Origin of the sequence: Variovorax paradoxus (genome assembly GCF_022009635.1) — a bacterium.
Classification (GTDB): domain Bacteria; phylum Pseudomonadota; class Gammaproteobacteria; order Burkholderiales; family Burkholderiaceae_C; genus Variovorax.
This window is the reverse complement of the sequence record NZ_CP091716.1, coordinates 4,311,149-4,333,826: the sequence shown is the minus strand read 5'-3', so window position 1 is coordinate 4,333,826 and position 22,678 is coordinate 4,311,149. Positions and strand designations below refer to the sequence as shown.

Here is a 22,678-nt window from a genome sequence, read left to right as displayed (position 1 = left end):
ATATGAGATATGGCCCAACGTGATATCCGCAGCCTCGACGTCGGCATGCTGCGGACCTTCGATGCGCTGATGCGCGAACGCAGCGTGTCGCGCGCGGCGACTCGCCTTTTCCTGAGCCAGCCGGCCGTGAGCGCCTCGCTCAATCGCCTGCGCGACACCTTCGGCGATCCGCTCTTCACCCGCACCGCGCGCGGCGTGGAGCCCACGGCGCGCGCCCATGCGCTGGCCGGCCAGGTGGAGCGCGTGCTGGCCGACCTGTCGGCCATGCTGGAGCCCGGCGAGGGCTTCGATCCGGCGGCGTCGCAGCGCATCTTTCGCATTTCGGGCGGCGACTACGCGAGCCACCTGCTGCTGCCGACGCTCGCCAACGAGCTGGTGGCGTGCGGCTCGCGCGTGCGCATCTACTGGGAGACCAGTTCTTTCCTCACGCTGACCGAGCGCCTGCGCAAGGGCGACTTCGACATCGCCGTGCTGCCGCGCCTGCAGCCGCCGAGCGATTGCGAATCGGCGCTGCTGTACGAGGACCGCTATGTCGTGGCCGTTCGCCGAGGCCACCCGACCCTGGGGCGCGAGGCGACGCTCGACGCCTTCTGCGGCGCGCCGCATGTGTTCCTGGGCTACGGCAGCTCGGCGCTCGACGACCTGATCGACCAGGTGCTGGCGCGGCTGGGCCGCACGCGCACCATGAGCGTGGCCATGACCAGCTTCGGCCAGATCGTCGATTTGCTCGCGCAGACCGACCACGTCGCGGTGATGCCGCTGCGCGTGGCCGAGCGCTTTCGCGACGTGCTCGCGGTGCATCCGCTGCCGTTCGAGCTGCAGGGTTACCGCTCGGTGGTGTGCTGGAACCGGCGCTCCAATTCCGACGCCGGCGTGCTGTGGCTGAAGGACGCGCTGCTGCGCATCGGCCACCAGGCCGACGCCGCGGCGGCTATGCCGGCCTGACCCTGCGCGCGAAGGCCTCGAGCCCGTCGATGGTCATTTGTATGTGGCGCTCGAAGCTGCTGTCCAGCGGCACCGTGGTGCCGTTGTCCCATCTCACGATGAAGGCCCTGTTGGCCAGCAGCGGCAAGTTGCGCGTGAGCACCGGATGGTCGAGCGGGCGGATCGTGTGCACGCGCTCGCGCAGCTCCTCGGCCCAGGCCTGGGTGTTGTCGGCGGGCAGGGGCGAGAACTCCATCGTCAGGAAGCCCAGCATCGCCGCGATCACGCAGTTGTAGGCCTCCAGCAGCGCCTCGCCCTCGAAGCCGGCCTCGGCCAAAGCGGCCAGCACCCCTTCGACCAGCTCCGTCGGCAGGCTGCCGTTGGACACCAGCTGCGCGCCCAGCAGTTGCGCCACGTTCGGGTGGCGCCGCACGGCCTCACGACAGCGGCGGAACAGCTCGACGATCCAGGCCTGCCATTCGAGCTTGCCCGGTGGAGGCGCGACATCGGCCATGACAGCGGCCGCCACCTCGGCCAGCAGGGCTTCGCGCGTGCTCACGTGCCAGTGCACCGTGGCCGGGTAAACGCCGAGCCGCGCCGCCACCTCGCGCATGCTGAAAGCGCCGAGGCCGAATTCGTCGATCAGCGCCAGCGCGACTTCTGCGATGCGCTGCTTGCTCAGTTCGCCGCCGCCGGCGGGGCGGCCGGCGGTGCGGGGCTTGGGTGGCGAGTTCGTCTTCATGGTCGATGCCATTGTGCGGCAGATCAATTGATCGTATAAACAATATTAATTGTTCATTGATCAATTAACTCCTGTCTGCAAACCAAGGACTTCCGCCATGACCCATGCCGCCATCGACCAGGCCCTTGCCGATGCGTACCAGCGCTTCACCGACGCCAACCCGGCCAGCCTGCGCCAGTTCGAGGCGCAGGCACGCTATATGCCGGGCGCGAACAGCCGCTCCGTGCTGTTCTACGCGCCGTTCCCATTGACCATCGCCAGGGGCGAGGGTGCCGCGCTGTGGGACGCCGACGGCCACCGCTATACCGACTTCATCGCCGAGTACACGGCCGGCGTCTATGGCCACTCCGCGCCGGAAATCCGCGAGGCCGTCATCGAGGCCATGCAAGGCGGCATCAACCTCACGGGGCACAACCTGCTCGAAGGCCGGCTGGCCCGGCTGATCTGCGAGCGCTTTCCGCAAATCGAGCAACTGCGCTTCACCAACTCGGGCACCGAGGCCAACCTGATGGCGCTCACGGCGGCGCTGCACTTCACGGGGCGCAAGAAGATCGTCGTGTTCTCGGGCGGCTACCACGGCGGGGTGCTGGGCTTCGGCGCCAGGCCGTCGCCGACCACCGTGCCCTTCGACTTCCTCGTGCTGCCCTACAACGACGCCGAGACGGCCCGCGCGCAGATCGAGCAGCACGGCCCGGAGATCGGCGCCATATTGGTCGAGCCCATGCAAGGCGCGAGCGGCTGCATTCCGGGGCGCCCGGACTTCCTGCAGGCCCTGCGAGAGTCGGCCACGCGCGTCGGGGCGCTGCTGGTGTTCGACGAGGTCATGACTTCGCGGCTTGCGCCGCAGGGCCTGGCGAACAAGCTGGGCATCCGTTCGGACATGACCACGCTGGGCAAGTACATCGGCGGCGGCATGTCTTTCGGCGCCTTCGGCGGACGCGCCGACGTGATGGCGCTGTTCGACCCGCGCACCGGGCCGCTGGCCCATTCGGGCACCTTCAACAACAACGTGATGACGATGGCGGCCGGCCATGCGGGGCTGACGAAGCTGTTCACGCCCGAGGCGGCCGGCGCGCTGGCCGACAGGGGCGAGGCGATGCGGGCGCGGCTCAACGCGCTGTGCGCGAAGGAGGGCGTCGCGATGCAGTTCACCGGCATCGGTTCGCTGATGAACGCGCATTTCGTGCAGGGCGAGGTGCGCAGCACCGACGACCTGGCGCCGGTCGACGGCCGGCTGCGGCAATTGCTGTTCTTCCATCTGCTGAACGAGGGCATCTACACCTCGCCGCGCGGCTTCGTCGTGCTGTCGCTGCCCCTGGCGGATGCCGACATCGACCGCTACGTGGCGGCCATCGGCAGCTTCATCGGCGAATACGCGGCGCTGCTGCCCCGCGCGGGCGCGGATTAGGCCTTGCTCACGCCCAGCAACTCGTGCAGCCGCGTGCTGGTGGTCGTGTACTGCAGCGGCACGGCCTTGCCCGGGAACACGATGGCCGTCGCGCCCCAGGCGGCCAGCGTGGCCTCGTGGAAGCCGCAGACGATGAGCTTCTTCTTGCCCGGGTAGGTGTTGATGTCGCCCACCGCGAACACGCCGCGTTCGCGGGTCTCGTACTTCTCGGTGTCGACCGGCACCTGTTTGCGCTCCAGCTCCAGGCCCCAGTCGGCGATCGGGCCGAGGCGCGGGGAGATGCCCAGGCAGGCGATCAGCGCGTCCAGCGGCAGGTCGAGCGTCGTGGCGTCGGGCGTGACGATTTGCAGTTGCTTGCCGTCGAAGGCGCCGGGTTGGCCGACCTTGAAGGCCAGCCTGCCCTCGGCCACGAGGCTGCGCATGGTCGCGACCGTGGCCTCGCCGGCCTGGAAGCCGTCGCGGCGGTGCACCAGTGTGACCTGCTTTGCCGTGCCGGTGAGCGCAATGGCGGTTTCCAGCGCGATGTCGTCGCCGCCGTTGACCACCACGGTCTGCCCCGCGAAGCGGTCCAGCGAATCGGGGTGATAGAACAGCGACGTGCCCTCGAAGCGCTCGATGCCCTCGATGGCGATCCGCTTCGGCACGAAGGCCCCGACGCCGGCCGCGATGAACACGGTTTTCGCCAGAAAAGCCTTGCCGGCCGAGGTGGTCAGCAGCAGCCGGTCGTCCGGTTGCCGGGCCAGCGTGGCGACCTGCTCACCGAAGTGGAACTGCGGCTTGAACGGCGCGACCTGCTGCAGCAACGACTGAGCCAAGTCGCGCCCGCTGGTCATGGGCGTGCCGGGAATGTCGTATATCGGCTTGTCGCCATACAGCGCCACGCACTGGCCGCCGGCGGCGGGCAGTGCATCGACGATATGGCAGGAGATTTCAAGCAGGCCCAGCTGGAAGGCCTGGAACAGCCCCACGGGGCCGGCGCCGACGATCAGCGCGTCGGTTTCGACGGGGGTGGCCAAGGTGCTCAGCGCACCAGCTCCCCGACCTTGTCCGTCTTGTCTTTCCATTCTTCGGCATCAGGCAGGGCGGGCTTGCGCTTGGTGATGCTCTTCCAGCCGTCGGCCTGGGCCAGCTCGGCGTTGATCTTGATGAAGGCGATCTGGTTGGCCGGCAGGTCTTCCTCGGCGTAGATCGCGTTGACCGGGCACTCGGGAATGCAGACCGCGCAGTCGATGCATTCGTCCGGGTCGATCACCAGCATGTTGGGACCTTCGCGGAAGCAGTCGACGGGGCAAACGTCCACGCAGTCGGTGTATTTGCAACGGATGCAGGCTTCGGAGACGACGTGGGTCATTTGTCTTTTTGCGTCAGAAGTGGTCGGGAAAAACCCTAGATTTTAGGCCTTTGCGGCGGAGGGCTGCACGAGCACGGCGGCAGCGGTCTTGTGGGAGGCCGTATCGACCAGCACCAGCGAGCCGAGCGCCCGCGATTGCGTGAACGGCAGCACCGCCAGCGGCTGCTGCAAAGCCAGCACCACGTCGCCGATGGAATTGGCCTCCAGCTGGGTTGCGGGCTCGGATTCGAGCGTGGTGATGTTCACCCGGTCGACGATTCGCGCCACCTTGGCCTTGACCCAGCGGTGGCCCTGCAGCGCCCAGTACACGCGGCCCGCGACCAGCGGCTCGTCGTCGAGCCAGGCCACGGTGGCGGTGATCTCGCGCACCGGCTCGAAGGCGCCGGGCGCCAGCAGCCAGTCGCCGCGCGACACGTCGACTTCGCGGTCGAGCACGATGCCGGCGCTGTGGCCCGCGTGCACCGTCTTCGGCTGGCGCGTGTGGCTCAGCACCTGCGCGACGGTGGCGGTCTGGTTGCTTGGCAGCACGGTCACGCGCTGGCCCGGCTCCACATGGCCCGAGGCCACGCGGCCCCAGAACACGCGGCGGCCTTGCGAGGTGTCGGCGGAAGAAGAGAACTTCTCGACCCATTGCACCGGGAAGGCGAAAGGCACGGCCTCGTCCTGCGCGGTCACGGGCAGTTCTTCGAGCAGCTCGAGCAGGCTGGGGCCTTCGTAGCCGACCCAGTCGGCGTGGCGCGTGGCGACGTTCCAGCCCTTGAGCGCGGAGATCGGCACGATGGCCGCCACCTTCACGCCGGCCGCTTCGGCGAAGGCGTTCAGCGCGGTCGAGATGCGTTCGAAGGCCAGTCCGGCGTCGCCGATGGCGTCGAGCTTGTTCACGGCGAACACGATCGACTGCACGCGCAGCAGGTGGCACAGCAGCGAGTGCCGGCGCGTCTGCGGCAGCAGCTCGCGCTTGACCACGGTGCCGTCTTCCACTTCGGCGGCCCAGGCCAGCTTGGTGGCATCGACCAGCACCACGGCGGCGTCCGCGGCCGAGGCGGCGGTGACCATGTTGCGCGTGTACTGCTCATGGCCCGGCGCGTCGCCGATGATGAACTTGCGCTTGGCGGTCGAGAAGTAGCGGTAGGCCACGTCGATGGTGATGCCCTGTTCGCGCTCGGCCGACAGGCCGTCGGTCAGCAGCGCGAGGTCGGTCTCGCCGCCGCGCTGCACGCCGGCGAGCTGGTCTTGCAGCACGGTCTTGCTGTCGACCAGCAGGCGGCCGATCAACGTGCTCTTGCCGTCGTCTACCGAGCCGCAGGTGATGAAGCGCAGGGCGGTGCCGGTGTCGCCGTGGACGTCGTTGTTCACAGGGGTAGCAGTCGTCGCGCTCATCAGAAGTAACCGTCTTTCTTTCGTTTTTCCATCGAAGCTTCGGACGTCATGTCGTCCATGCGGGTCGCGCCGCGTTCGCTCACGTCCACCGACAGGGTCTCGAGCACCACGTCGGCCGCATCGGCCGCCAGGCTCTCCACCGGGCAGGTGGTGGTGATGTCGCCCACGGTGCGAAAGCGCACGTCGCGCACCTGTACCGTTTCGCCGTCGCGCGGCGGGGTGAGTTCGGTCACCGGCACCAGCAGGCCGCGGCGCTCCACCACTTCGCGCTTGTGCGTGTAGTAGATCGAGGGCAGGCCGACTTCCTCGCGGGCGATGTACTGCCACACATCGAGTTCGGTCCAGTTCGAGATGGGGAACACGCGGAAGTGTTCGCCGGGGGCCAGGCGGGTGTTGAACAGCGTCCACAGTTCGGGGCGCTGGTCCTTGGGCTGCCACTGGCCGAAGCTGTCGCGGTGCGAAAAAATGCGTTCCTTGGCGCGCGCCTTTTCCTCGTCGCGGCGGGCGCCGCCGATCAGCGCGTCGAAGCGGAATTCTTCAATCGCTTCCAGCAGCGTCACCGACTGATGCGCGTTGCGCGACTCGCCCGGGTGGGCAAGGCGCACGGTGCCGCGCTTCATGGAGTCTTCGACGCTGCGCACGATGAGTTCGGCGCCCAGCTCCTTGGCGCGCTGGTCGCGGTAGGCCGTCACTTCGGGGAAGTTGTGGCCGGTGTCGATCATCAGCAGCGGGTAGGGAATGCGGCCCGCGCCGAAAGCCTTTTCCGCGCACTTCAGCAGCACCAGCGAGTCCTTGCCGCCCGAGAACAGCAGGGTGGGGCGCTCGAAGGCGGCCGCCACTTCGCGCAGGATGAAGATGGTTTCTTCCTCCAGCGCATCGAGGTGCGTGTTGGACAGGTGTGCCGGCGGCAGCAGCAGATCGGTTTCGGTACGGGCGTTCATCGGATGGGGTGCTTGCTGAATGCAGGAAATCGGTGGGGCGTCGGTGCTCAGTGCGCCAGGTGCAGGCCGCACTCGCGGTTGTCTTCGCCCTTGGTCGGGTCCACGTAGTCGAAGTTGTTGGGCAGGCCGTGCTTCACGCAGTACTCGTGAAGATCCTTGGACGACCAGTGCAGCAGCGGCGCCACCTTGATCAGGCCGTCGGGGTTGACGCTGACCGGGTCCATCTGGGCGCGCACCGCCGTGTCGGTGGCGCGCAGCGCGGTGAACCACACCTTGGGCGCCGTCTCGCGCAGCGCGCGGGCAAAGGGCTCCAGTTTCACTTCCTCGGTGAAGGCGGCGTGGCGCGGATCGTCCAGCGCCGGCGTCGGGCCTTCCACCGCCTCGCGGTGCGCGCGCGAGCGGCGCGGCAGGTAGATGTGCAGGTCCAGGCCCAGCTGCTTCGTCACCTCGTCGGCGTAGCGGTAGGTGGCCTCGGTGTTGTAGCCGTTGTCCATCCACACCACGGGAACATCGCGCTTCACCTGCGTCACCATGTGCAGGATCACCGCCTCGAAGGGACGGAAGTTGGTGGTGACGATGGCGTTCTGGCCCAGGCCGAGCGCCCAGTCCACCAGGCCCTGCGCGTTGCGGCCGAGTTCGGTGTTGATGCGTGTGAAGTCGATGCTCATCTCGAGGTATTCCGTGGATGCTCAGGCGCCGGCCGCGAAGTGCGGCGCGGTCTGCACCGCGTCGCCCTGGTAGAAGGCGTTGAAGCGGTCGAACTGGCGCTGCGCGTCGGAGGCGTCCACGCCTTCCTTGAGCACGGCGCTGGAAAAGCCGGTGCGCTCCATCTGCACCAGCTGGTCGATCAGCACGTCGCCCGTGGCGCGGATGTCGCCGGTGAAGCCCAGGCGGCGGCGCAGCAGGAAGGCCTGGCTGTAGGCGCGGCCGTCGGTGAACTTCGGGAAGTTCAGGTCGATGCGCTCGATGTCCGCCAGGCACACCTCGATGGCGAGCGGGTCGGCGTCGTTGGCCAGTTGCAGCACCTTCGGGTCGCCGTCGTCGATGTGTTCTTCTGCCGAAAGGATGTTCAGGGTCTTCTTCATGCTGCTTCCTCCACCTTGAAACGCGCACCGTTGGCGGCGGCCTTGAACGGATCGGGGCCGACGCGGCGCAGGGTGTCGATGAAGTTCTCGCCGCTTTCGCGGGTGTCGCGGTACGTGGTGAGCACGGCCTCGATCACGCCCGGCACTTCGGCCGCCGAGAACGAGGGGCCGACCACCTTGCCGGCCTGCGACGCGCCGCTGAGCGCGGAGCCGTCGGAGCCGCCGAGCGTGACCTGGTACCACTCCTTGCCGTCCTTGTCGACGCCCAGGATGCCGATGTGGCCGCTGTGGTGGTGGCCGCACGAGTTGATGCAGCCGCTGATGTGCAGGTCGATCTCGCCCAGGTCGTCGAGCTCGTCCAGGTCCTGGTAGCGCTCGGTGATGGCTTCGGCGATGGGAATGGAGCGCGCATTGGCCAGCGCGCAGAAGTCGCCGCCGGGGCAGGCGATCATGTCGGTCAAGAGGTGCACGTTGGCGCTGGCAAGGCCGGCGGCGCGGGCGGCGAGCCACAGCGCGTGCAGGTCTTCGGCATGCACCCAGGGCAGCACCACGTTCTGGTCGTGCGTCACGCGGGCTTCGCCGGCCGAGAAGCGGTCGGCCAGCTCGGCGAGCGTGTCGAGCTGGTCGGCCGAGGCGTCGCCGGGCGCCTGCTTCAGGCGCTTGAACGACAGCGTGACGGCGCGCAGCGCGGGGTTCTTGTGCGGCGCCACGTTGCGGGCGAGCCAGCGGGCGAACTGCACGTCGTCGGCGGCGTGGGTGCGCAGCTCGGCGTCGGTCTTCTCGGCGCTCTGCAGCACGCGAGTGGCCAGCGTCGGCGGCACGAAGGAGGCGGCCACGCGGTCGAATTCGGCCTGCGTGATGGTGTGCGGCGCGCCGTCGTGCTCGAGGATCTGCTTGTACTCGGCGTCCACGTCGTCGATGTAGCGCTGGCCTTCGGCCTTCACCAGGATCTTGATGCGCGCCTTGTAGATGTTGTCGCGGCGGCCATAGCGGTTGTAGACCCGGATCACCGCCTCCAGGTAATTCATGATCTGCTGCCACGGCAGGAACTCGCGCAGCACCGTGCCCACGATGGGCGTGCGGCCCATGCCGCCGCCCACCTGCACGCGAAAGCCGATTTCGCCGGCTTCGTTCTTCACGATGTGCAGGCCCACGTCATGCCAGCCGGTGGCCGCGCGGTCTTCCGTGGCGCCGGTGATGGCGATCTTGAACTTGCGCGGCAGGAAAGCGAACTCGGGGTGCAGCGTGCTCCACTGGCGCATGATTTCGGCGTAGGGGCGCGGATCGGCGATCTCGTCGATGGCGATGCCGGCGCGCTCGTCGCTCGTGATGTTGCGGATGCAGTTGCCGCTGGTCTGGATGCCGTGCATGTCGACCGAAGCCAGCAGGTCCATCACGTCGGCCGACTTGGCCAGCGGAATCCAGTTGAACTGGACGTTCTGGCGCGTCGAGAAGTGGGCGTAGTGGGTCGGCAGCTTCTGGCTGCCCAGCAGGCCCTGCGTCTCGATGGCCTTGCGGTAGACCTCGGCTTCGGGCTCGTCGTACTCGCGGGCGATGCGGGCCAGCACGCGGATCTGGCGGCTGGAAAGCTCGCCGTAGGGCACGGCCACGCGCAGCATCGGCGCGTAGCGCTGGACGTACCAGCCGTTTTGCAGCCGCAGCGGGCGGAACTCGTCTTCGTGGAGGCGGCCCTTCTGCCAGCGCTCGAGCTGGTCGCGGAACTGGGCGGCTCGTTGATGGACGAACTGGCGATCGAATTCTGTGTATTGGTACATCGTGCGTGTGTCTTGAAGAAGTGCGGTGCCGCACGTACAACGGGGCGCCCCAGCAAGAAGCCGAGATTCTGGAAGCGAGCCTTATGGAAACAAACTATTTTTTGGTTCGCGCCTTATGCGGATAAGCTTATTCACCAGCATCCATGCGGGTTGCGGGACGGTTGGATGCTTATTCCGGATAAGGCGCGAGGGCCTGTACGGCGGGCGCGCGGCGGCGGAATTCTAGGAGGCGCGGTTTCTCGGCCTGAAGTCGAAGCTTTGCGTTGCCGGCGAACTCAGCAGCGGCCTTGCCGAGCGGTCGGCCTTCTCGTGGGCCTCGCACCATGCCCTGGCGAGCCCGGCCTCTGCCGCATCGAGCAGTTCGGCGCCCTCGCGCAGTTCCTTCGACCAGGCCTCGAAACACTGGACCACCCGCAGCGGGCTGCCGCCGATGTGTTCCTCCAGGCGCAAGCGGTAGATGTCGGCCGCGACCATGACGTCCCTCACCGTGATGTCGTCGCCTTCCACATGAACCACGTAGTGTGTGGTGGAGGCGAGACTGCCCGTGCCTTCGTCCGTGCCCATGCCTTTGCCCCAAGTCGCTGCCTGCACGGCAGGGTAGTGCCGGCCGGCGGAGCGAAACTGAGCGTTTCTGAGCGGCGGCCCGGCCGCTGTTGGCTTAGCGCCGGATCAACGCCCTGGCATGGAAGCGGTAGCCGGCATTGCGCGCCGTGTTGATCGGCAGCGCCAGCCCGGTGGCCTCGCTGACCTTGCGCCGCAGCCGGCGGATCTGCGTGTCGAGGCGGCGCTGGTCGTAGCTCAGGTAATGCTCGCCCAGGGCCTGCACGATCTGCTGGCGGCTGGCGATTTCGCCGGCGCTGCGCATCAGCTCGTGCAGCACCGTCAGGTCTTGCTCCGACAGCGCGATCGGCGCGAATCCCGGCGGCGACAGTCGGCGCGGCCCCAGTTCCAGCACCCAGGCATCGGCCGGCACCGCGGCGGGCGAGTCGCCCAGGCGCCGGGACAGCGCGGCCAGCGTGGCTGCGAGCTCGTCCAGGTCAGAGGTCTTGGAAAGGTAGTAGTCCGCGCCGATGTCCAGCCCCGTCACGCGGTCGCGGGCACCGCCGCGCGCGGTCAGCACCACGATGCCCAGCCGCTCGCCGCGTTCGCGCAATTCGCGGATCAGCACCAGCCCGTCGCCGTCGGGCAGCCCCAGGTCTACCAGCGCGATACCGTGGCGCGCCGGGTCGTAGCTGCGCCTGAAGCCTTCCAGCGAAGCCTCGGCGTCGACGCGGTAGCCGTTGCCGGCGAGGAACTCGCTCAGCTCCTCGCGCAGCACGGCTTCGTCTTCGAGCAGGATCACGTCACGCATGGGGGCAGGGTAGGGGCAGGCGGCATCGCGAATCTGAGCATTTCTGAGCGTTTGCGAATGCCTCGGGGACCTCATGAAAAGCGCGCGGATTGTAGGTGCGGTGACAGAGATAATGCGGCCCGATGAAATGGCTTGCCCGGTGCCTGTGGATGTGCGGTTGCCTTGCTGCGATGTTGGGCTTTTTCAATCCCGCCGCTGCCGGGACCATGCCGCTCAAGCTGAGCCCTCTTGCCGGCGTCGACAGCCACGGCCATCTGTCCGTGCTGCGCGACCCCGAAGGCCGCTTGAGCGCCGACGAGGCCGCGGCCGATTCGGCCTGGAAGCCCTTGCCCGGCGCGGTGAACGCGGGCTACACCAGCGACATCCTCTGGCTCCGCCTCAGCGTGCAGAGGCCCGTCGACGCGCCCGCGCAATGGCTCGCGCAGTTCAGCAACGCGTTGCTCGACGACGTGCGCCTGTACCGCCAGGACGCATCCGGGCAATGGCAGCTGGCGATGCAGTCGGGCGAAGACATGGGTCGCTCGAACTGGCCCGTCGATGCGCGCAACGTGCAACTGCCGCTGACGCTGCAAAGCGCCGACCCCACGCCGCTGCTGCTGCGCATCCGCACCCGCAACGCCATGTCGACCACCCTCGGCTTCGCCACGCCCGAGGTCTATGCCGGCACGGCGCGGCGCGAATATCTTTTCTACGGCCTGGGCTTCGGTTTCGGGCTGATGCTGATCGCCTTCCACTCGCTGTTCTGGCAGATGACGCGCGAGCGGGTGAGCGCCTGGTATCTGCTCTATGTTTCCAATGCGCTGCTGGTCGAGTTCCTCACGGCCGGGCTGCCGCAGCAGCTGTTCGACATGCCCTCGCGGCTGTCCGACGCGATGGCGAGCCTGACCATCTGCGCCGGCCTGGCGATAGGCATCCGGTTCGCCGTGATGCAGCTGGGCGCCGACCTTCGCTGGCCGCGCTTCACCGGCGTGGTGATGCACGGGGTGACCTTGCTCTGCCTGGTCGCGGCGGCCCTGGTGCTGGGCGGGCACAACGGCCCGGCCATGCTGCTGATCCAGCCGGTGGCCATGCTCTGCATCTTGTGGCTTGTGGGCTCGGCGCTCTGGCTGCTGCCGCGCGACGAAGGGCAGGCGCGGGCCTTTCTGCTCATCTTCGGCATCTACTACGCTGGCGTGCTGGCGAGCTTCGTGCGCAACCTGGGCTGGCTGCCGGCAAACGTGTGGACCAACAACGCCACCGCGCTGGGCACGCTGCTGCACCTGCTGCTCATGAGCATGCGGCTGAACCGTCGCTACGACCAGTTGCGCCGCGAGAAGGAGGCCGCGCAGGAACGGCTGGTGCAGGTCGTCGGCAGGCACAACGACCGGCTGGAGGAAGAGGTGCGCACGCGCACCGCCGACCTGCGCGGCGAGATCGAGCAGCGCCAGCGCCTGGAAGCCGACCTGCGCGCCGCGCTGGAAACCGAGCGCCGCGCCAAGCAGTCGCAGGTCGATTTCGTCGCCATGGTGTCGCACGAGTTCCGCACGCCGCTGGCCATCATCAACACCACGGCGCAGCAGATCGCGAAGAACCTCGACGCCGCGCGCGAGAAAACCCTGGCGCGCTGCCTGAACCTGCGCGCCGCCGCGCAGCGCATGACCGCCCTGGTGGACGAATACCTGACGGCCGACCGCATGGAAGCCGGGCAGACGCCGTTCCAGCCGCGCGTGTGCGAGCGCGAGGAGCTGATGGAGCTGTTCGAAGACCTGGCCGCCGACTGGCCGGACGGTCGCGTGGTGCTGCAGGATCACCAGTTGCCTCGGCAGCTGGTGTGCGACCCGGGGCTGCTGCGCGTTGCGCTGCGCAACCTGCTGGCCAATGCCGACCGCCACACGCCGGCGGACCGGGCCATTGCCCTCGATGTGATCCCCGCTGAGGAGACCGGCTTGCGCATCCGCGTGAGCAACCCCGGCGACGAGATTCCGCCCGACGAGGTGTCGCGGCTGTTCGAAAAATACTTCCGGGGCCGCAAGGCCGCGCAGTCGCCAGGTGCCGGACTCGGGCTGTACCTGGTGCACCAGATCGCGGAGCTGCACCGTGGCGAGGCCCGGCTCGAAAGCGCTGGGCAGGACGGCCAGGTGCGCTTCAGCCTCGCGCTTCCCTGAATGAAGGGCGCTGCCTCAGCGCAGCATCGAAGACATTGCCGAGCAGCAGTTCAGCATGCGCACCGCCGCTTCCACCGTCGGCGCGGTGAAGCGCAGCGTGACGCCGTCGACGCGCTCGAAGCTCGGCCACTGGCAGAACAGGTCGGCCAGCGCGGTCGTCTGGCAGCGCAGCGTCACCGTCTGCGGGCCTTCGAAGACCAGAGGGCGTGCGTTCGCGCGCGCGGCCAGCGCTTCTTCGACGCCGGCGCGGATGGCGCGGCGCGACTGCTCCGGCGAGAGCGAAACGCCGCTGCTGAATCCCGACGCCTTCTTCGTCTCGACGAAAGTGGCATGCGGAAAGAGCGGGCGGTTCTCGGCGATGAACACGTCGTCGCCGCTGCCCATGACCACGGGCGCGCCGTATTCGCCGGCCAGCGCGCCGTAGAGCCCGGCCTCGCCCAGCTCCTGCCCGCCGAGCGCGATGCCCGCGAACGCGAAGCTGTTGATGGTGTGCGCGAGGATGCCGCGCCCCTGCGCGCGCGAGTGGTAGCCCACCATGCAGACCGCGTCGACGCCTTCTTCCACGCCGGCCACCATGCTCAGGTAGCGCGGTTTGCCCTGCACCACGCGGGCGCGGGCGTCCAGCACGTCGGGCGGCATGTTGCGAAAGCCGCCGTGCGAGTCGTTCACCAGCACTTCGGTGGCGCCCGCGTCGAAGGCGCCGGCGATGGCGGCGTTGGCCTCCTGCGTCATCAGCAGGCGCGCGCGTTCGTACTCGGGGTTGCCCTGGCGGGTCTGCTCGGGGTGGTAGACGCCGGCAACGCCTTCGATGTCGGTGGAGATCAGGACTTTCATGGGCGCAGTTTGATCATCAAGGATCAGAAAGAAAGAGAAAGGGCCGGCAGCAGCTCGCCGAGCGCGGCGCGGTGGTTGCCGTCGCGCCCCGTCACGGCCGTGGCCTGCCAGAGGGCATGAATGATCGCCTGTTCGGTGCTGTCGGCGGCGGCCTGGAACAAGCCGTCGAGCAATGCGTCGTGCAGCATCGCCACGGCCGGCATCGGCCGCTCGGCGCTGCCGGGCACGGTGTACGCGGTGGAGAAGGCCAGCACGATGTCGCCGCTGCCGTGGCCGTAGACCGAGCCGGTGCGCGCCAGCCCGGCGCCCGCGCGCAGCGCCAGCCGGCCCAGTTGGCGCGCATCGAGCGGTGCGTCGGTGGCGACCACGATGATGATCGAGCCCTTTTCGGGCTCCGTCGATGCCGGCACGCCGCTCGACGCCTGCAGCGCCGCCAGCCGGTCGCCGATGGCATGACCCGCCAGCAGCAGCTGCGGCTGGCGTCCGTAGTTGGCCAGCACCAGCGTGCCCACCGTGTGCAGCCCACCGTCCCGCGCCGACACCCGGCGCGACGCGCTGCCGATGCCGCCCTTGAGCTGGAAGCTCGACATGCCGCGCCCCGCGCCGACCGAGCCCTGCGCGAAGTCGGCTGCCGCGCTGCTGTGCGCGTGCAGGTAGTCGGCCTCGCTCACCGCCAACCGCTGGATGTCGTTGAGAAAGCCGTCGTTGCATTCGAACACCAGCGGATTGACCGTGGGCAGTGCGCGACCGGTCTCGGGGTTGGCCGCCGCGCACTGGCGTATCTGCGCCGTGGCCACCGTGCCGACCGAGAAGGTGTTGGTCAGCGCGATCGGCGTTTCCAGCACGCCCAGCTCCGCCAACTGCACCAGCCCCACGCTCTTGCCGAAGCCGTTGAGCACCACCGCGGCGGCCGGCACCTTGTCGCGGAACGGGTCGCCCGCGTGCGGTCGGATCACCGTCACGCCGGTCTGCACGCCGCCGTCGTCCAGGGTGCTGTGGCCGACGGTGACGCCGGCCACGTCCGCGATGGAGTTGCGCTCGCCCTGGAGCAGGTTGCCGATGAAGGGCGGGGCGGCGGGATGCGCAGGCGAAGACGTGGAAGACATCGGGACGAAAGAAGAAGGGCTACTGGCGGTCGATCTTGGGATCGAGCGCGTCGCGCAGTGCGTCGCCCAGCAGGTTGAAGGCGAGCACGGTGAAGAAGATGGCCAGGCTGGGGAACAGCGCCACGTGCGGCGAGGTCACCATGTCGGCGCGGGCCTCGCTGAGCATGGCGCCCCACTCGGGCGTGGGCGGCTGCGCGCCCATGCCCAGGAACGACAGGCTGGCCGCCGTGATGATCGAGGTGCCCACGCGCATCGAGAAATACACCACGATCGACGAGATGGTGCCCGGCAGGATGTGCCGCACGATGATGGTCCAGTCCGACGCGCCGATGCTGCGCTCGGCCTCGATGTAGGTCTGCTGCTTGAGCACCAGCGTGTTGCCGCGCACCAGGCGCGCGAAGGCCGGCACGCTGAACACCGACACCGCCACCACCACGTTGGTCATGCTGCTGCCAAGGATGGCCACCACGCCCAGCGCCAGCAGGATGCCGGGGAAGGCGAACAGCACGTCCGATACACGCATCACGATGCGGTCCCACCAGCCTTCGTAGTAGCCCGCCAGCAGGCCGAAGGCCGTGCCCACGAAGCCGCCCACCAGCACCGAGAGAAAGCCCGCCATCAGCGAGATGCGCGCGCCCATCAGGATGCGGCTGAAGATGTCGCGGCCCAGCGGGTCGACGCCGAACCAGTGCGTGGCCGAGGGGCCGCTGTTCAGCATGTCGTAGTCGAAGAAGTTCTCCGCGTCGAAAGGCACGATCCACGGCGCGAACACCGCGACGAACACCAGCAGCAGCACGAAGGCCGCGGCAACGATGCCCACGGGCTGCTTCTTGAAGCGGCGCCAGCATTCGCCCCAGGGCGTGCGGACCTTGCCCGCGGCTTGCACCACGGCAACGGGAGAAAGTGGAACGATGGATTCGGCAGGCACGCCGGAAGCTTGCGTCATGGCTGCTTGCTCACTTGTAGCGGATGGTCGGGTTGATGTAGCCGTACAGCACATCGACCACGAGATTGATCAGGATGAATTCGAGCGAGAACAGCAGCACCAGCGTCTGGATCACGGGGTAGTCGCGCATCTGCACGGCGTCGACCAGCAGGCGGCCGAGGCCGGGCCAGTTGAACACCGCCTCCACCAGGATCGAGCCGCCGAGCAAAAAGCCGAACTGCAGGCCCATCATGGTGACCACCGGAATCAGCGCGTTGCGCAGCGTGTGCTTGAACACCACGCTGGATTCGCGCACGCCCTTGGCGCGCGCGGTGCGCACGAAGTCTTCCTGGATCACTTCGACGAAGGAGGCCCGCGTGAAGCGCGCCATCACGGCGGCCACGGCCGCGCCGAGCGTGATGGAGGGCAGGATGTAGTGTTTCCAGCTGCTCGCGCCCACCGTGGGCAGCCAGCCGAGCTGGACCGAGAAGATCTGCATCAGCAGCATGCCGAGCGCGAATGCGGGAAAGGAGATGCCCGACACGGCGAGCGTCATGCCCAGCCGGTCCGGCCATTTGTTGCGGTACACCGCCGAGACGATGCCGATGCCCATGCCGAAGATCACCGCCCACACCATGCTGGTGATGGTCAGCATCACCGTCGGGAAGAAGCGCTCGCCGATTTCCACCGACACCGGCCGCCGCGTGCGGATCGAGGTGCCGAAGTCGCCTTGCAGCATGTGGGTGAAGAAGTTCACGAACTGCTGCGGCAGCGGCTTGTCGAGCCCGAGCTCCGCGCGGACCATGGCCACGGTCTGCTCGTCGGCTTCCTGGCCGGCGGCAAGGCGCGCCGGATCGCCGGGCAGCATGTGGACGAACAGGAACACCAGCACCGCCACGATGAGCAGCGTGGGGATCAGGCCCAACAGTCGTTTGAGAAAGTAATTCAGCATGGGGTGCGGTTGTCGCGAACGGGCGGCGGCGTCATGCCGCCGCCCGGTGCGCGCTCAATCAGTTCGAAACAGCGATCGCGTCGATGTTGATGTTGGCGTCAGGCATGACGTAGACACCCGACAGACGCTTCGAATGGGCCGACAGGTTCTGCTCCGTGACCAGCGGCACGCGCGGCAGGTCCTTGCGGATCTCGTCCTGCGCGGTCTTGTACAGCGCCGCCTTTTCCTTGTCGTCCACCGTCACCAGCGCCTTGGCCAGCGCGTTGTCCACCACTTCGCTCTTGTAGAACGACATGTTGTTGAGCTTGGGCGCCCACGACTCCGAGGCGAACAGCGGGCGCAGGCCCCAGTCGGCTTCGCCGGTCGACGACGACCAGCCGGTGTAGTACATGCGGACCTTGGCCGTCTTCGGATCCGGCCATGCATCGACCTGCTCGGTGCGCTGGCCCACTTCGAGCGCCTGCACCTGCAGCTTGATGCCCACTTGCGCGAGCTGCTGCTGCACGAACTGGATGGTCTTCTGGCTGGTCGTGTTGTTGTAGGCGCTCCAGAGCACCGACTCGAAGCCGTTCGGGTAGCCGGCTTCGGCCAGCAGGGCCTTGGCCTTCTTCACGTCGTAGGGAATCGGGTCCATCTTCTCGGCGAACTTCACGCCCTGGGGCATCACGCCCTGCGCGGGGAAGGCGTAGCCGCCGAAGGCGACCTTGGCCAGCGCTTCCTTGTTGATGGCGTAGCCGATGGCTTCGCGCACCTTCGGGTTGTCATAGGGCTTCTGCAGCATGTTGAATGCCAGGAAGCGCGTGATGATCGAGGGCGAGGCCACCACTTCGAGCTTGTCGCTCTTCTTCAGCAGTTCGGCCTGCTCGTAGGGAATGGGGAACGCGAAGTCGGCTTCGCCGGTCTGCAGCATCGCGGCGCGCGTGTTGTTCTCGAGCACCGGCTTCCATTGCACCGTGTCGACCTTCGGGAAGCCCTTCTTCCAGTAGCTGTCGAACTTCTTGGCCTTGACGGCTTCGGTCTGCTTCCACTCGACGAACTCGAACGGGCCCGTGCCCACGGGGTGGAAGGCGATGTCCTTGTTGCCCCACTTCTTCAGCGCGGTGGGCGAGATCATCGCGGCCGATGCGTGGGCCAGCGAGTTGATGAAGGGGCCGAAGGGCTCCTTCAGCGTGATGCGCACGGTCGTCGGGTTCACCGCCTCGACCTTGCTCACGCGGTTGAACTGGTTGTAGCGCAGCAGCTTGTTGTCCTGGTTGAGCACGCGGTCGAGCGTGACCTTCACCGCCTCGGCGTTGAAGTCGGTGCCGTCGTGGAACTTCACGCCGGTGCGCAGCTTGATGGTGTAGACCAGGCCGTCCTTCGACACGTCGTAGCTCTCGGCGAGCACGTTCTGCACCTTCAGGTCCTTGTCGAACTGGAACAGGCCTTCATAGAAGGTCTTGGTCACTGCCGTGGTGATGGTGGTGTTGGTGTTGTACGGGTCCAGCGTTTCCGGCTGGTAGCCGATCGACAGCACCACGTCTTTCGCGGCCAGTGCCGTGCCCGAAGCGGCCAGCGCGGCCAGGCCCAGCAGCGCGGATGCCCAGCGCAGGGAGGAAGAAGATTGCTTCATGGAAGAACTCCAGTCGGTTCGAGGAAAAAAGCAGGAGGGGGCCTGCGGGTTGAAAAAATTCGGTGATGCGGAATCAGAAGGCGCCGCCGATGGCATGCCGCGCGACGAAGTGGCCCGGCGCGACCTGCACCAGCGGCGGCACTTCGGGCTCGTCGCCCACGGCGCGGATCGGGCTGGGAATCTCGCCCTCGAGCAGCGCGCGCGGCTTGTGGCGGCGCGACGGGTCTGCCACCGGCACCGCCGCCATCAGCTTGCGGGTGTAGGCATGCTGCGGCGCTTCGAACACCGCGCGGCGCGGGCCGATCTCGACGATCTGGCCCAGGTACATCACGGCCACGCGGTGGCTGATGCGCTCCACCACCGCCATGTCGTGCGAAATGAAGAGAAAGGCCACGCCCAGCTCGCGCTGCAGGTCGAGCATCAGGTTGACGATCTGCGCCTGAATGGACACGTCCAGCGCGGACACCGATTCGTCGGCCACCACCACCTTGGGGTTCAGCGCCAGGGCGCGCGCGATGGCGATGCGCTGGCGCTGGCCGCCCGAGAACTCGTGCGGGTAGCGCTGCGCCACCTCGGGCGGCAGGCCGACCTTCTGCAGCAGCCAGTCGACGCGCTGCTGCGCCTCGGCGCCCTTGGCAATGCCGTGGATCAGCAGCGGCTCCATGATCGAGAAGCCCACCGTCACGCGCGGGTCGAGCGAGGCGAACGGGTCCTGGAAGATGAACTGGATGTTGCGGCGCAGCGCCTGCAGCTCGCGCGTGGGCAGTTCGCGGATGTTCTGGCCGCCGAACTCGATGGCGCCGCTCTGGCTTTCGACCAGGCGCAGCAGCGAACGGCCGGTGGTCGACTTGCCGCAGCCCGATTCGCCGACCAGCGCCAGCGTTTCGCCGGGGTACAGGTCGAAGCTGATCTTCTCCACCGCGTGCACGCGGCGCTTCACGCGGCCGAAGAGGCCGCTGCGCACGTCGAAGCGCGTCACGAGGTCGCGCACACGAAGAATGGGGCCGGCGTCTTCGCGCACGGTGTCCTGCGGCGTCGCCGGTTCCGGCGGGGCCGCATCGGCCGGGCTTTCGGTGCGCAGCAGATCGAACTTGGCCGGCAGGTCGGTGCCCTGCATGGCGCCCAGCTTGGGCACGGCCGACAGCAGCGCGCGGGTGTAGGGATGCTGCGGCGCGGCGAACACGGTGTCGGAGCTTCCGGCTTCGACCTTGTCGCCGCGGTACATCACCAGCACGCGGTCGGCAATCTCGGCCACCACGCCCATGTCGTGGGTGATGAAGAGCACGCCCATGCGCATCTCTTTCTGCAGCTCGCGGATGAGCTGGAGGATCTGCGCCTGGATGGTCACGTCGAGCGCGGTGGTCGGCTCGTCGGCAATCAGCAGCTGCGGCTTGCACGACAGCGCCATCGCGATCATCACGCGCTGGCGCATGCCGCCCGACAGCTGGTGCGGGAAGCGGTCGAGCACGTTGCGCGCTTCCGGAATGCGCACCAGCTCCAGCATGCGCAGCGCTTCGGCGCGCGCGGCCGAGTCGCTCTTGCCCTGGTGGATGCGGATGGCCTCGGCGATCTGGTCGCCGGCTGTGAACACCGGGTTCAGCGACGTCATCGGCTCCTGGAAGATCATCGCGATGTCGGCGCCGCGGATGCCGCGCATCGTGCTGTCGCGGGCCTGCGCCAGGTCGAGCACTTCGCCGTTGCGGCGCCGGAAGGCCATGCTGCCGCCCAGGATGCGGCCGCCGCCATGCTCCACCAGGCGCATCAGCGCGAGCGAGGTGACCGACTTGCCCGAACCCGATTCGCCCACCACCGCGAGCGTTTCGCCGTGGTCGACGTGGAAGGACAGTTTCTTGACCGCATCGACCGTGCGCTCGGAAGTCGAGAAGCGCACGGTGAGGTCGTCGACGGCGAGGACGCGGCCGTCCGGCAGGGCGAGGGCAGGGGTGGACATGGGAGTGCGAGAGAAAAAGGTGGCGTGCGTCGGCGTCAGGCGAAGATGGCCGTCTGCGGCGCTTCGTTGCCGCGCGCGTGGCCGCGGTACATGCCTTCGGTGTTGAAGGCCAGGCTCAGGTTGCCGTGGCGGTCGACGGCGATCAGGCCGCCGGTGCCGCCGATGGCGGGCAGCGACTGCCGCACCACCGCCTGCGTGGCGGCTTCGAGCGTGGCTCCGGCGTAGGCCATGCGCGCGCACACGTCGTAGGCGGCGGCGACGCGGATGAACATTTCGCCGCTGCCGGTGCAGGACACGGCGGCCGTGCGGTCGTCCGCGTAGGTGCCGGCGCCGATGAGCGGCGAATCGCCGATGCGGCCGACGCGCTTGTTGGTCATGCCGCCGGTCGAGGTGGCGGCGGCCAGGTGGCCGTGCATGTCGAGCGCCACGGCGCCGACGGTGCCGAGCTTCCTGTCTTCGTCGAGCGGGGCGGCGGGCGCGGCCGTCATGGACGCGCCTTCATGGTCGGTCACCACGCGGCCGGTGCCGCGCACGCGGTAGAGCTGCTCGCGGCGCGCCTCGGTCGAGAAGAACGAGGGCTCGACCATCTCCAGCCCGTGTTCGCGCGCGAAGGCCTCGGCGCCCGCGCCGGCCAGCAGCACGTGGGCGCCGTCTTCCAGCACCGCGCGCGCGGCGCGCACCGGGCGGCGTACATGGCACACGCCGGCCACCGCGCCGGCGGCGAGCGTGGCGCCGTCCATCACGGCGGCGTCGAGCTCATGGGTTTCGTCGTGCGTGAACACGGCGCCGTGGCCGGCGTTGAAGAGCGGGCAGTCTTCGAGCAGTTCGACCGCCAGGCAGGCGGCGTCGAGCGCGGACGCGCCCTTGAGCAGCGCCGACTGCGCGGCGGCCACGATGCGGTTCAGCGCGTCGTGGTACGCCTGCGCCTGTTCGGCGCTGGTCGTCGCGGCGCTGATGGTGCCGGCGCCGCCGTGGATGGCGATCACGGGCACGTGGGTCTGGGTCATTGGGGGGCTTTCTTCTTTCTGTTGCCGGCGCCGTTCGGGGCGGCGGCATCGGGCGTGCCGGCGGCGTTCGTGCCGCCGGTGCCACTCGTACTGTTGTTCGTGCCGTTCGTTCGGGGGAGGCCGTTGGCGCCGTGCAGCCACGGGCGCACGGCCTGCAGGATGCGGCCGGCGGACTGCACCGGGTCGGGCGCGCGCAGGGCCACGGCGCTGGTCAAGGCCTCGATCAGCGCGAGCACGCTGGTCTCGCAGTTGGGGCGGTAGCTGGTTTCGGTCTGGCAGTAAAGCGCCACGTCGGCCAGCGGCGCGAGCGGCGAGCTGGGGCGGTCGGTCAGCGCGAGCAGGGCGCAGCCCTGGCCGCGCGCGATCTGTGCCAGCGCCACGGTGTCGGTCAGGTAGCGCGGAAAGGTCAGGCCGATGAACAGGTCTTGCGGCCCGGCATGCATCAGCGTGCGCGCGGAATGCGTCACGCCGCTCACGCTGGAGAGCAGGCGCACGTCGTTGCAGCTGCCGTCCAGCCCATGCTGCAGCAGGCCGGCGAGCCAGGCGCTCGCGCCGAAGCCGGCGATGTAGATCGAGCGCGCCTTGCCGATGCGCTCCACCGCGGCTTCGCAGGCGGCGTAGTCCAGCGTCTGGCGCGTGGCTTCGATGTTGCGGCGGCTTTCGTCGAGCGCGGTGGCGAACACTTCGGCCACCGTGGTCGGGCGCTCGAGGTTGCCGCGCATGCGCTCCACCGGCGCCACCAGCGGCTCGAAGCCGCGCACCAGCTCGGCACGGAAGGTGGCGTAGCCGTCGAACTCCAGCGCCCGCGCGAAGCGGTTGGCCGTGGCGACCGACACGCCGACCACGGCGGCCAGTTCGTCGATGGGCAGTGTCGCGACCTGCAGGGGATGCTCCAGCACGTAGTCGGCCACTTGCCGGTGCGAACGCGTCAGCCGCGGCAGCGCCTGCGCGATGCGCTGCGCCACGGTGGTGCCTTGGGTGTCGACGGTGCTGTTCATGAAAGGTGCGGCGTGCCCGAAAGTGTGCTTTTTTTGAAAACCAGTTTACAAATATAAGTCAAACAAGAAAATTTTCTGTCATTTCTGATCGCGTTTGCAAGTACCGGGCCAGCCGCGAAGGGGTTTGGCGAGGCACCCGCGACGGCGCTTTCCCTCTGGTGGCGCTCGTTTAAGCTCGCCGGGGTACTGCTC

21 protein-coding genes are annotated in these 22,678 nt (G+C 68.1%); 3 read left to right on the top strand and 18 right to left on the bottom strand.

The features are described 5' to 3' along the window. Positions 1–9: 9 nt before the first annotated feature. Positions 10–945 (top strand): LysR family transcriptional regulator, encoded by a 936-nt coding sequence (locus L3V85_RS20030; RefSeq protein ID WP_237674477.1) that lies wholly within the window; start codon positions 10–12, stop codon positions 943–945. Here L3V85_RS20030 and L3V85_RS20025 read toward each other — a convergent pair. After that, entirely contained in the window at positions 932–1,666 is a 735-nt protein-coding gene (locus L3V85_RS20025) for a TetR/AcrR family transcriptional regulator (protein ID WP_237674476.1), read from the bottom strand. The two genes, L3V85_RS20030 and L3V85_RS20025, sit on opposite strands and share 14 nt — an antisense overlap. Before the next feature lie 97 nt (positions 1,667–1,763). Between L3V85_RS20025 and L3V85_RS20020 the strand changes: the two genes are divergently transcribed. Next, a complete protein-coding gene (locus tag L3V85_RS20020; protein WP_237674475.1) occupies positions 1,764–3,074 on the top strand; it encodes an aspartate aminotransferase family protein in 1,311 nt (436 codons plus the stop codon). Here L3V85_RS20020 and L3V85_RS20015 read toward each other — a convergent pair. From L3V85_RS20015 to L3V85_RS19975, 9 genes are all read right to left on the bottom strand, one after another. After that, complete coding sequence (locus L3V85_RS20015; RefSeq protein WP_237674474.1) at positions 3,071–4,138, bottom strand: NAD(P)/FAD-dependent oxidoreductase; 1,068 nt, start codon at positions 4,136–4,138, stop codon at positions 3,071–3,073. The genes L3V85_RS20020 and L3V85_RS20015 overlap by 4 nt on opposite strands. Next, complete coding sequence (gene fdxA / locus L3V85_RS20010) at positions 4,096–4,425, bottom strand: ferredoxin FdxA (protein WP_093195456.1); 330 nt, start codon at positions 4,423–4,425, stop codon at positions 4,096–4,098. Before fdxA ends, L3V85_RS20015 begins: the two co-directional genes overlap by 43 nt. 42 nt (positions 4,426–4,467) lie before the next feature. After that, positions 4,468–5,805, bottom strand: coding sequence for a sulfate adenylyltransferase subunit 1 (locus L3V85_RS20005; protein WP_237674473.1), 1,338 nt, complete (start codon positions 5,803–5,805; stop codon positions 4,468–4,470). Next, positions 5,805–6,746, bottom strand: coding sequence for a sulfate adenylyltransferase subunit CysD (gene cysD, locus L3V85_RS20000; RefSeq protein ID WP_130424373.1), 942 nt, complete (start codon positions 6,744–6,746; stop codon positions 5,805–5,807). The genes L3V85_RS20005 and cysD overlap by 1 nt, the downstream gene beginning before the upstream one ends. Positions 6,747–6,793: 47 nt before the next feature. Further along, positions 6,794–7,414, bottom strand: coding sequence for a phosphoadenosine phosphosulfate reductase family protein (locus tag L3V85_RS19995; RefSeq protein WP_237674472.1), 621 nt, complete (start codon positions 7,412–7,414; stop codon positions 6,794–6,796). A 21-nt stretch (positions 7,415–7,435) separates the two neighbouring features. Then, positions 7,436–7,831: a DUF934 domain-containing protein gene (locus tag L3V85_RS19990; RefSeq protein WP_237674471.1), complete on the bottom strand. Its 396-nt coding sequence runs from the start codon at positions 7,829–7,831 to the stop codon at positions 7,436–7,438. Further along, positions 7,828–9,606 (bottom strand): nitrite/sulfite reductase, encoded by a 1,779-nt coding sequence (locus tag L3V85_RS19985; protein ID WP_237674470.1) that lies wholly within the window; start codon positions 9,604–9,606, stop codon positions 7,828–7,830. Before L3V85_RS19985 ends, L3V85_RS19990 begins: the two co-directional genes overlap by 4 nt. Positions 9,607–9,828: 222 nt before the next feature. Then, complete coding sequence (locus L3V85_RS19980; RefSeq protein WP_237674469.1) at positions 9,829–10,197, bottom strand: hypothetical protein; 369 nt, start codon at positions 10,195–10,197, stop codon at positions 9,829–9,831. Between the two features lie 67 nt (positions 10,198–10,264). Beyond that, a complete protein-coding gene (locus tag L3V85_RS19975) occupies positions 10,265–10,957 on the bottom strand; it encodes a response regulator transcription factor (protein WP_237674468.1) in 693 nt (230 codons plus the stop codon). A 206-nt stretch (positions 10,958–11,163) separates the two neighbouring features. Between L3V85_RS19975 and L3V85_RS19970 the strand changes: the two genes are divergently transcribed. After that, positions 11,164–13,101 carry a sensor histidine kinase gene (locus L3V85_RS19970; RefSeq protein WP_237674467.1) on the top strand — a complete coding sequence of 646 codons (1,938 nt, stop codon included), beginning with the start codon at positions 11,164–11,166 and terminating at the stop codon, positions 13,099–13,101. Positions 13,102–13,116: 15 nt separating this feature from the next. On the opposite strand, the gene L3V85_RS19965 is transcribed toward L3V85_RS19970, so the two are convergent. The 8 genes from L3V85_RS19965 to L3V85_RS19930 form a co-directional block, all read right to left on the bottom strand. Beyond that, positions 13,117–13,935: a M55 family metallopeptidase gene (locus L3V85_RS19965; RefSeq protein WP_237674466.1), complete on the bottom strand. Its 819-nt coding sequence runs from the start codon at positions 13,933–13,935 to the stop codon at positions 13,117–13,119. A gap of 23 nt (positions 13,936–13,958) precedes the next feature. After that, a complete protein-coding gene (locus tag L3V85_RS19960) occupies positions 13,959–15,041 on the bottom strand; it encodes a P1 family peptidase (RefSeq protein ID WP_237674465.1) in 1,083 nt (360 codons plus the stop codon). 19 nt (positions 15,042–15,060) lie between these two features. Next, a complete protein-coding gene (gsiD, locus tag L3V85_RS19955; protein WP_237674464.1) occupies positions 15,061–15,987 on the bottom strand; it encodes a glutathione ABC transporter permease GsiD in 927 nt (308 codons plus the stop codon). Positions 15,988–15,997: 10 nt separating this feature from the next. Further along, entirely contained in the window at positions 15,998–16,918 is a 921-nt protein-coding gene (gene gsiC / locus L3V85_RS19950; RefSeq protein WP_237674463.1) for a glutathione ABC transporter permease GsiC, read from the bottom strand. A gap of 58 nt (positions 16,919–16,976) precedes the next feature. Further along, positions 16,977–18,530: a glutathione ABC transporter substrate-binding protein GsiB gene (gene gsiB / locus L3V85_RS19945; protein ID WP_237674462.1), complete on the bottom strand. Its 1,554-nt coding sequence runs from the start codon at positions 18,528–18,530 to the stop codon at positions 16,977–16,979. Positions 18,531–18,603: 73 nt separating this feature from the next. Beyond that, a complete protein-coding gene (locus tag L3V85_RS19940) occupies positions 18,604–20,481 on the bottom strand; it encodes a dipeptide ABC transporter ATP-binding protein (protein WP_237674461.1) in 1,878 nt (625 codons plus the stop codon). A 35-nt stretch (positions 20,482–20,516) separates the two neighbouring features. Continuing rightward, the gene (locus tag L3V85_RS19935) at positions 20,517–21,488 is read right to left on the bottom strand and encodes an isoaspartyl peptidase/L-asparaginase family protein (protein ID WP_237674460.1); all 972 of its coding nucleotides are present in this window, start codon (positions 21,486–21,488) and stop codon (positions 20,517–20,519) included. After that, positions 21,485–22,486, bottom strand: a complete 1,002-nt coding sequence (locus tag L3V85_RS19930) for a MurR/RpiR family transcriptional regulator (protein ID WP_237674459.1) — start codon at positions 22,484–22,486, stop codon at positions 21,485–21,487. The genes L3V85_RS19935 and L3V85_RS19930 overlap by 4 nt, the downstream gene beginning before the upstream one ends. Between the last annotated feature and the right edge of the window lie 192 nt (positions 22,487–22,678).

Excerpts from the sequence above, each read along its gene's own strand:
- L3V85_RS20030 (WP_237674477.1), top strand. The coding sequence starts at position 10 with ATGGCCCAACGTGATATCCGCAGCCTCGACGTCGGCATGCTGCGGACC.
- L3V85_RS20025 (WP_237674476.1), bottom strand. The coding sequence starts at position 1,666 with ATGAAGACGAACTCGCCACCCAAGCCCCGCACCGCCGGCCGCCCCGCC.
- L3V85_RS20020 (WP_237674475.1), top strand. The coding sequence starts at position 1,764 with ATGACCCATGCCGCCATCGACCAGGCCCTTGCCGATGCGTACCAGCGC.
- L3V85_RS20015 (WP_237674474.1), bottom strand. The coding sequence starts at position 4,138 with ATGGAAAGACAAGACGGACAAGGTCGGGGAGCTGGTGCGCTGAGCACC.
- fdxA (WP_093195456.1), bottom strand. The coding sequence starts at position 4,425 with ATGACCCACGTCGTCTCCGAAGCCTGCATCCGTTGCAAATACACCGAC.
- L3V85_RS20005 (WP_237674473.1), bottom strand. The coding sequence starts at position 5,805 with ATGAGCGCGACGACTGCTACCCCTGTGAACAACGACGTCCACGGCGAC.
- cysD (WP_130424373.1), bottom strand. The coding sequence starts at position 6,746 with ATGAACGCCCGTACCGAAACCGATCTGCTGCTGCCGCCGGCACACCTG.
- L3V85_RS19995 (WP_237674472.1), bottom strand. The coding sequence starts at position 7,414 with ATGAGCATCGACTTCACACGCATCAACACCGAACTCGGCCGCAACGCG.
- L3V85_RS19990 (WP_237674471.1), bottom strand. The coding sequence starts at position 7,831 with ATGAAGAAGACCCTGAACATCCTTTCGGCAGAAGAACACATCGACGAC.
- L3V85_RS19985 (WP_237674470.1), bottom strand. The coding sequence starts at position 9,606 with ATGTACCAATACACAGAATTCGATCGCCAGTTCGTCCATCAACGAGCC.
- L3V85_RS19975 (WP_237674468.1), bottom strand. The coding sequence starts at position 10,957 with ATGCGTGACGTGATCCTGCTCGAAGACGAAGCCGTGCTGCGCGAGGAG.
- L3V85_RS19970 (WP_237674467.1), top strand. The coding sequence starts at position 11,164 with ATGCCGCTCAAGCTGAGCCCTCTTGCCGGCGTCGACAGCCACGGCCAT.
- L3V85_RS19965 (WP_237674466.1), bottom strand. The coding sequence starts at position 13,935 with ATGAAAGTCCTGATCTCCACCGACATCGAAGGCGTTGCCGGCGTCTAC.
- L3V85_RS19960 (WP_237674465.1), bottom strand. The coding sequence starts at position 15,041 with ATGTCTTCCACGTCTTCGCCTGCGCATCCCGCCGCCCCGCCCTTCATC.
- gsiD (WP_237674464.1), bottom strand. The coding sequence starts at position 15,987 with ATGACGCAAGCTTCCGGCGTGCCTGCCGAATCCATCGTTCCACTTTCT.
- gsiC (WP_237674463.1), bottom strand. The coding sequence starts at position 16,918 with ATGCTGAATTACTTTCTCAAACGACTGTTGGGCCTGATCCCCACGCTG.
- gsiB (WP_237674462.1), bottom strand. The coding sequence starts at position 18,530 with ATGAAGCAATCTTCTTCCTCCCTGCGCTGGGCATCCGCGCTGCTGGGC.
- L3V85_RS19940 (WP_237674461.1), bottom strand. The coding sequence starts at position 20,481 with ATGTCCACCCCTGCCCTCGCCCTGCCGGACGGCCGCGTCCTCGCCGTC.
- L3V85_RS19935 (WP_237674460.1), bottom strand. The coding sequence starts at position 21,488 with ATGACCCAGACCCACGTGCCCGTGATCGCCATCCACGGCGGCGCCGGC.
- L3V85_RS19930 (WP_237674459.1), bottom strand. The coding sequence starts at position 22,486 with ATGAACAGCACCGTCGACACCCAAGGCACCACCGTGGCGCAGCGCATC.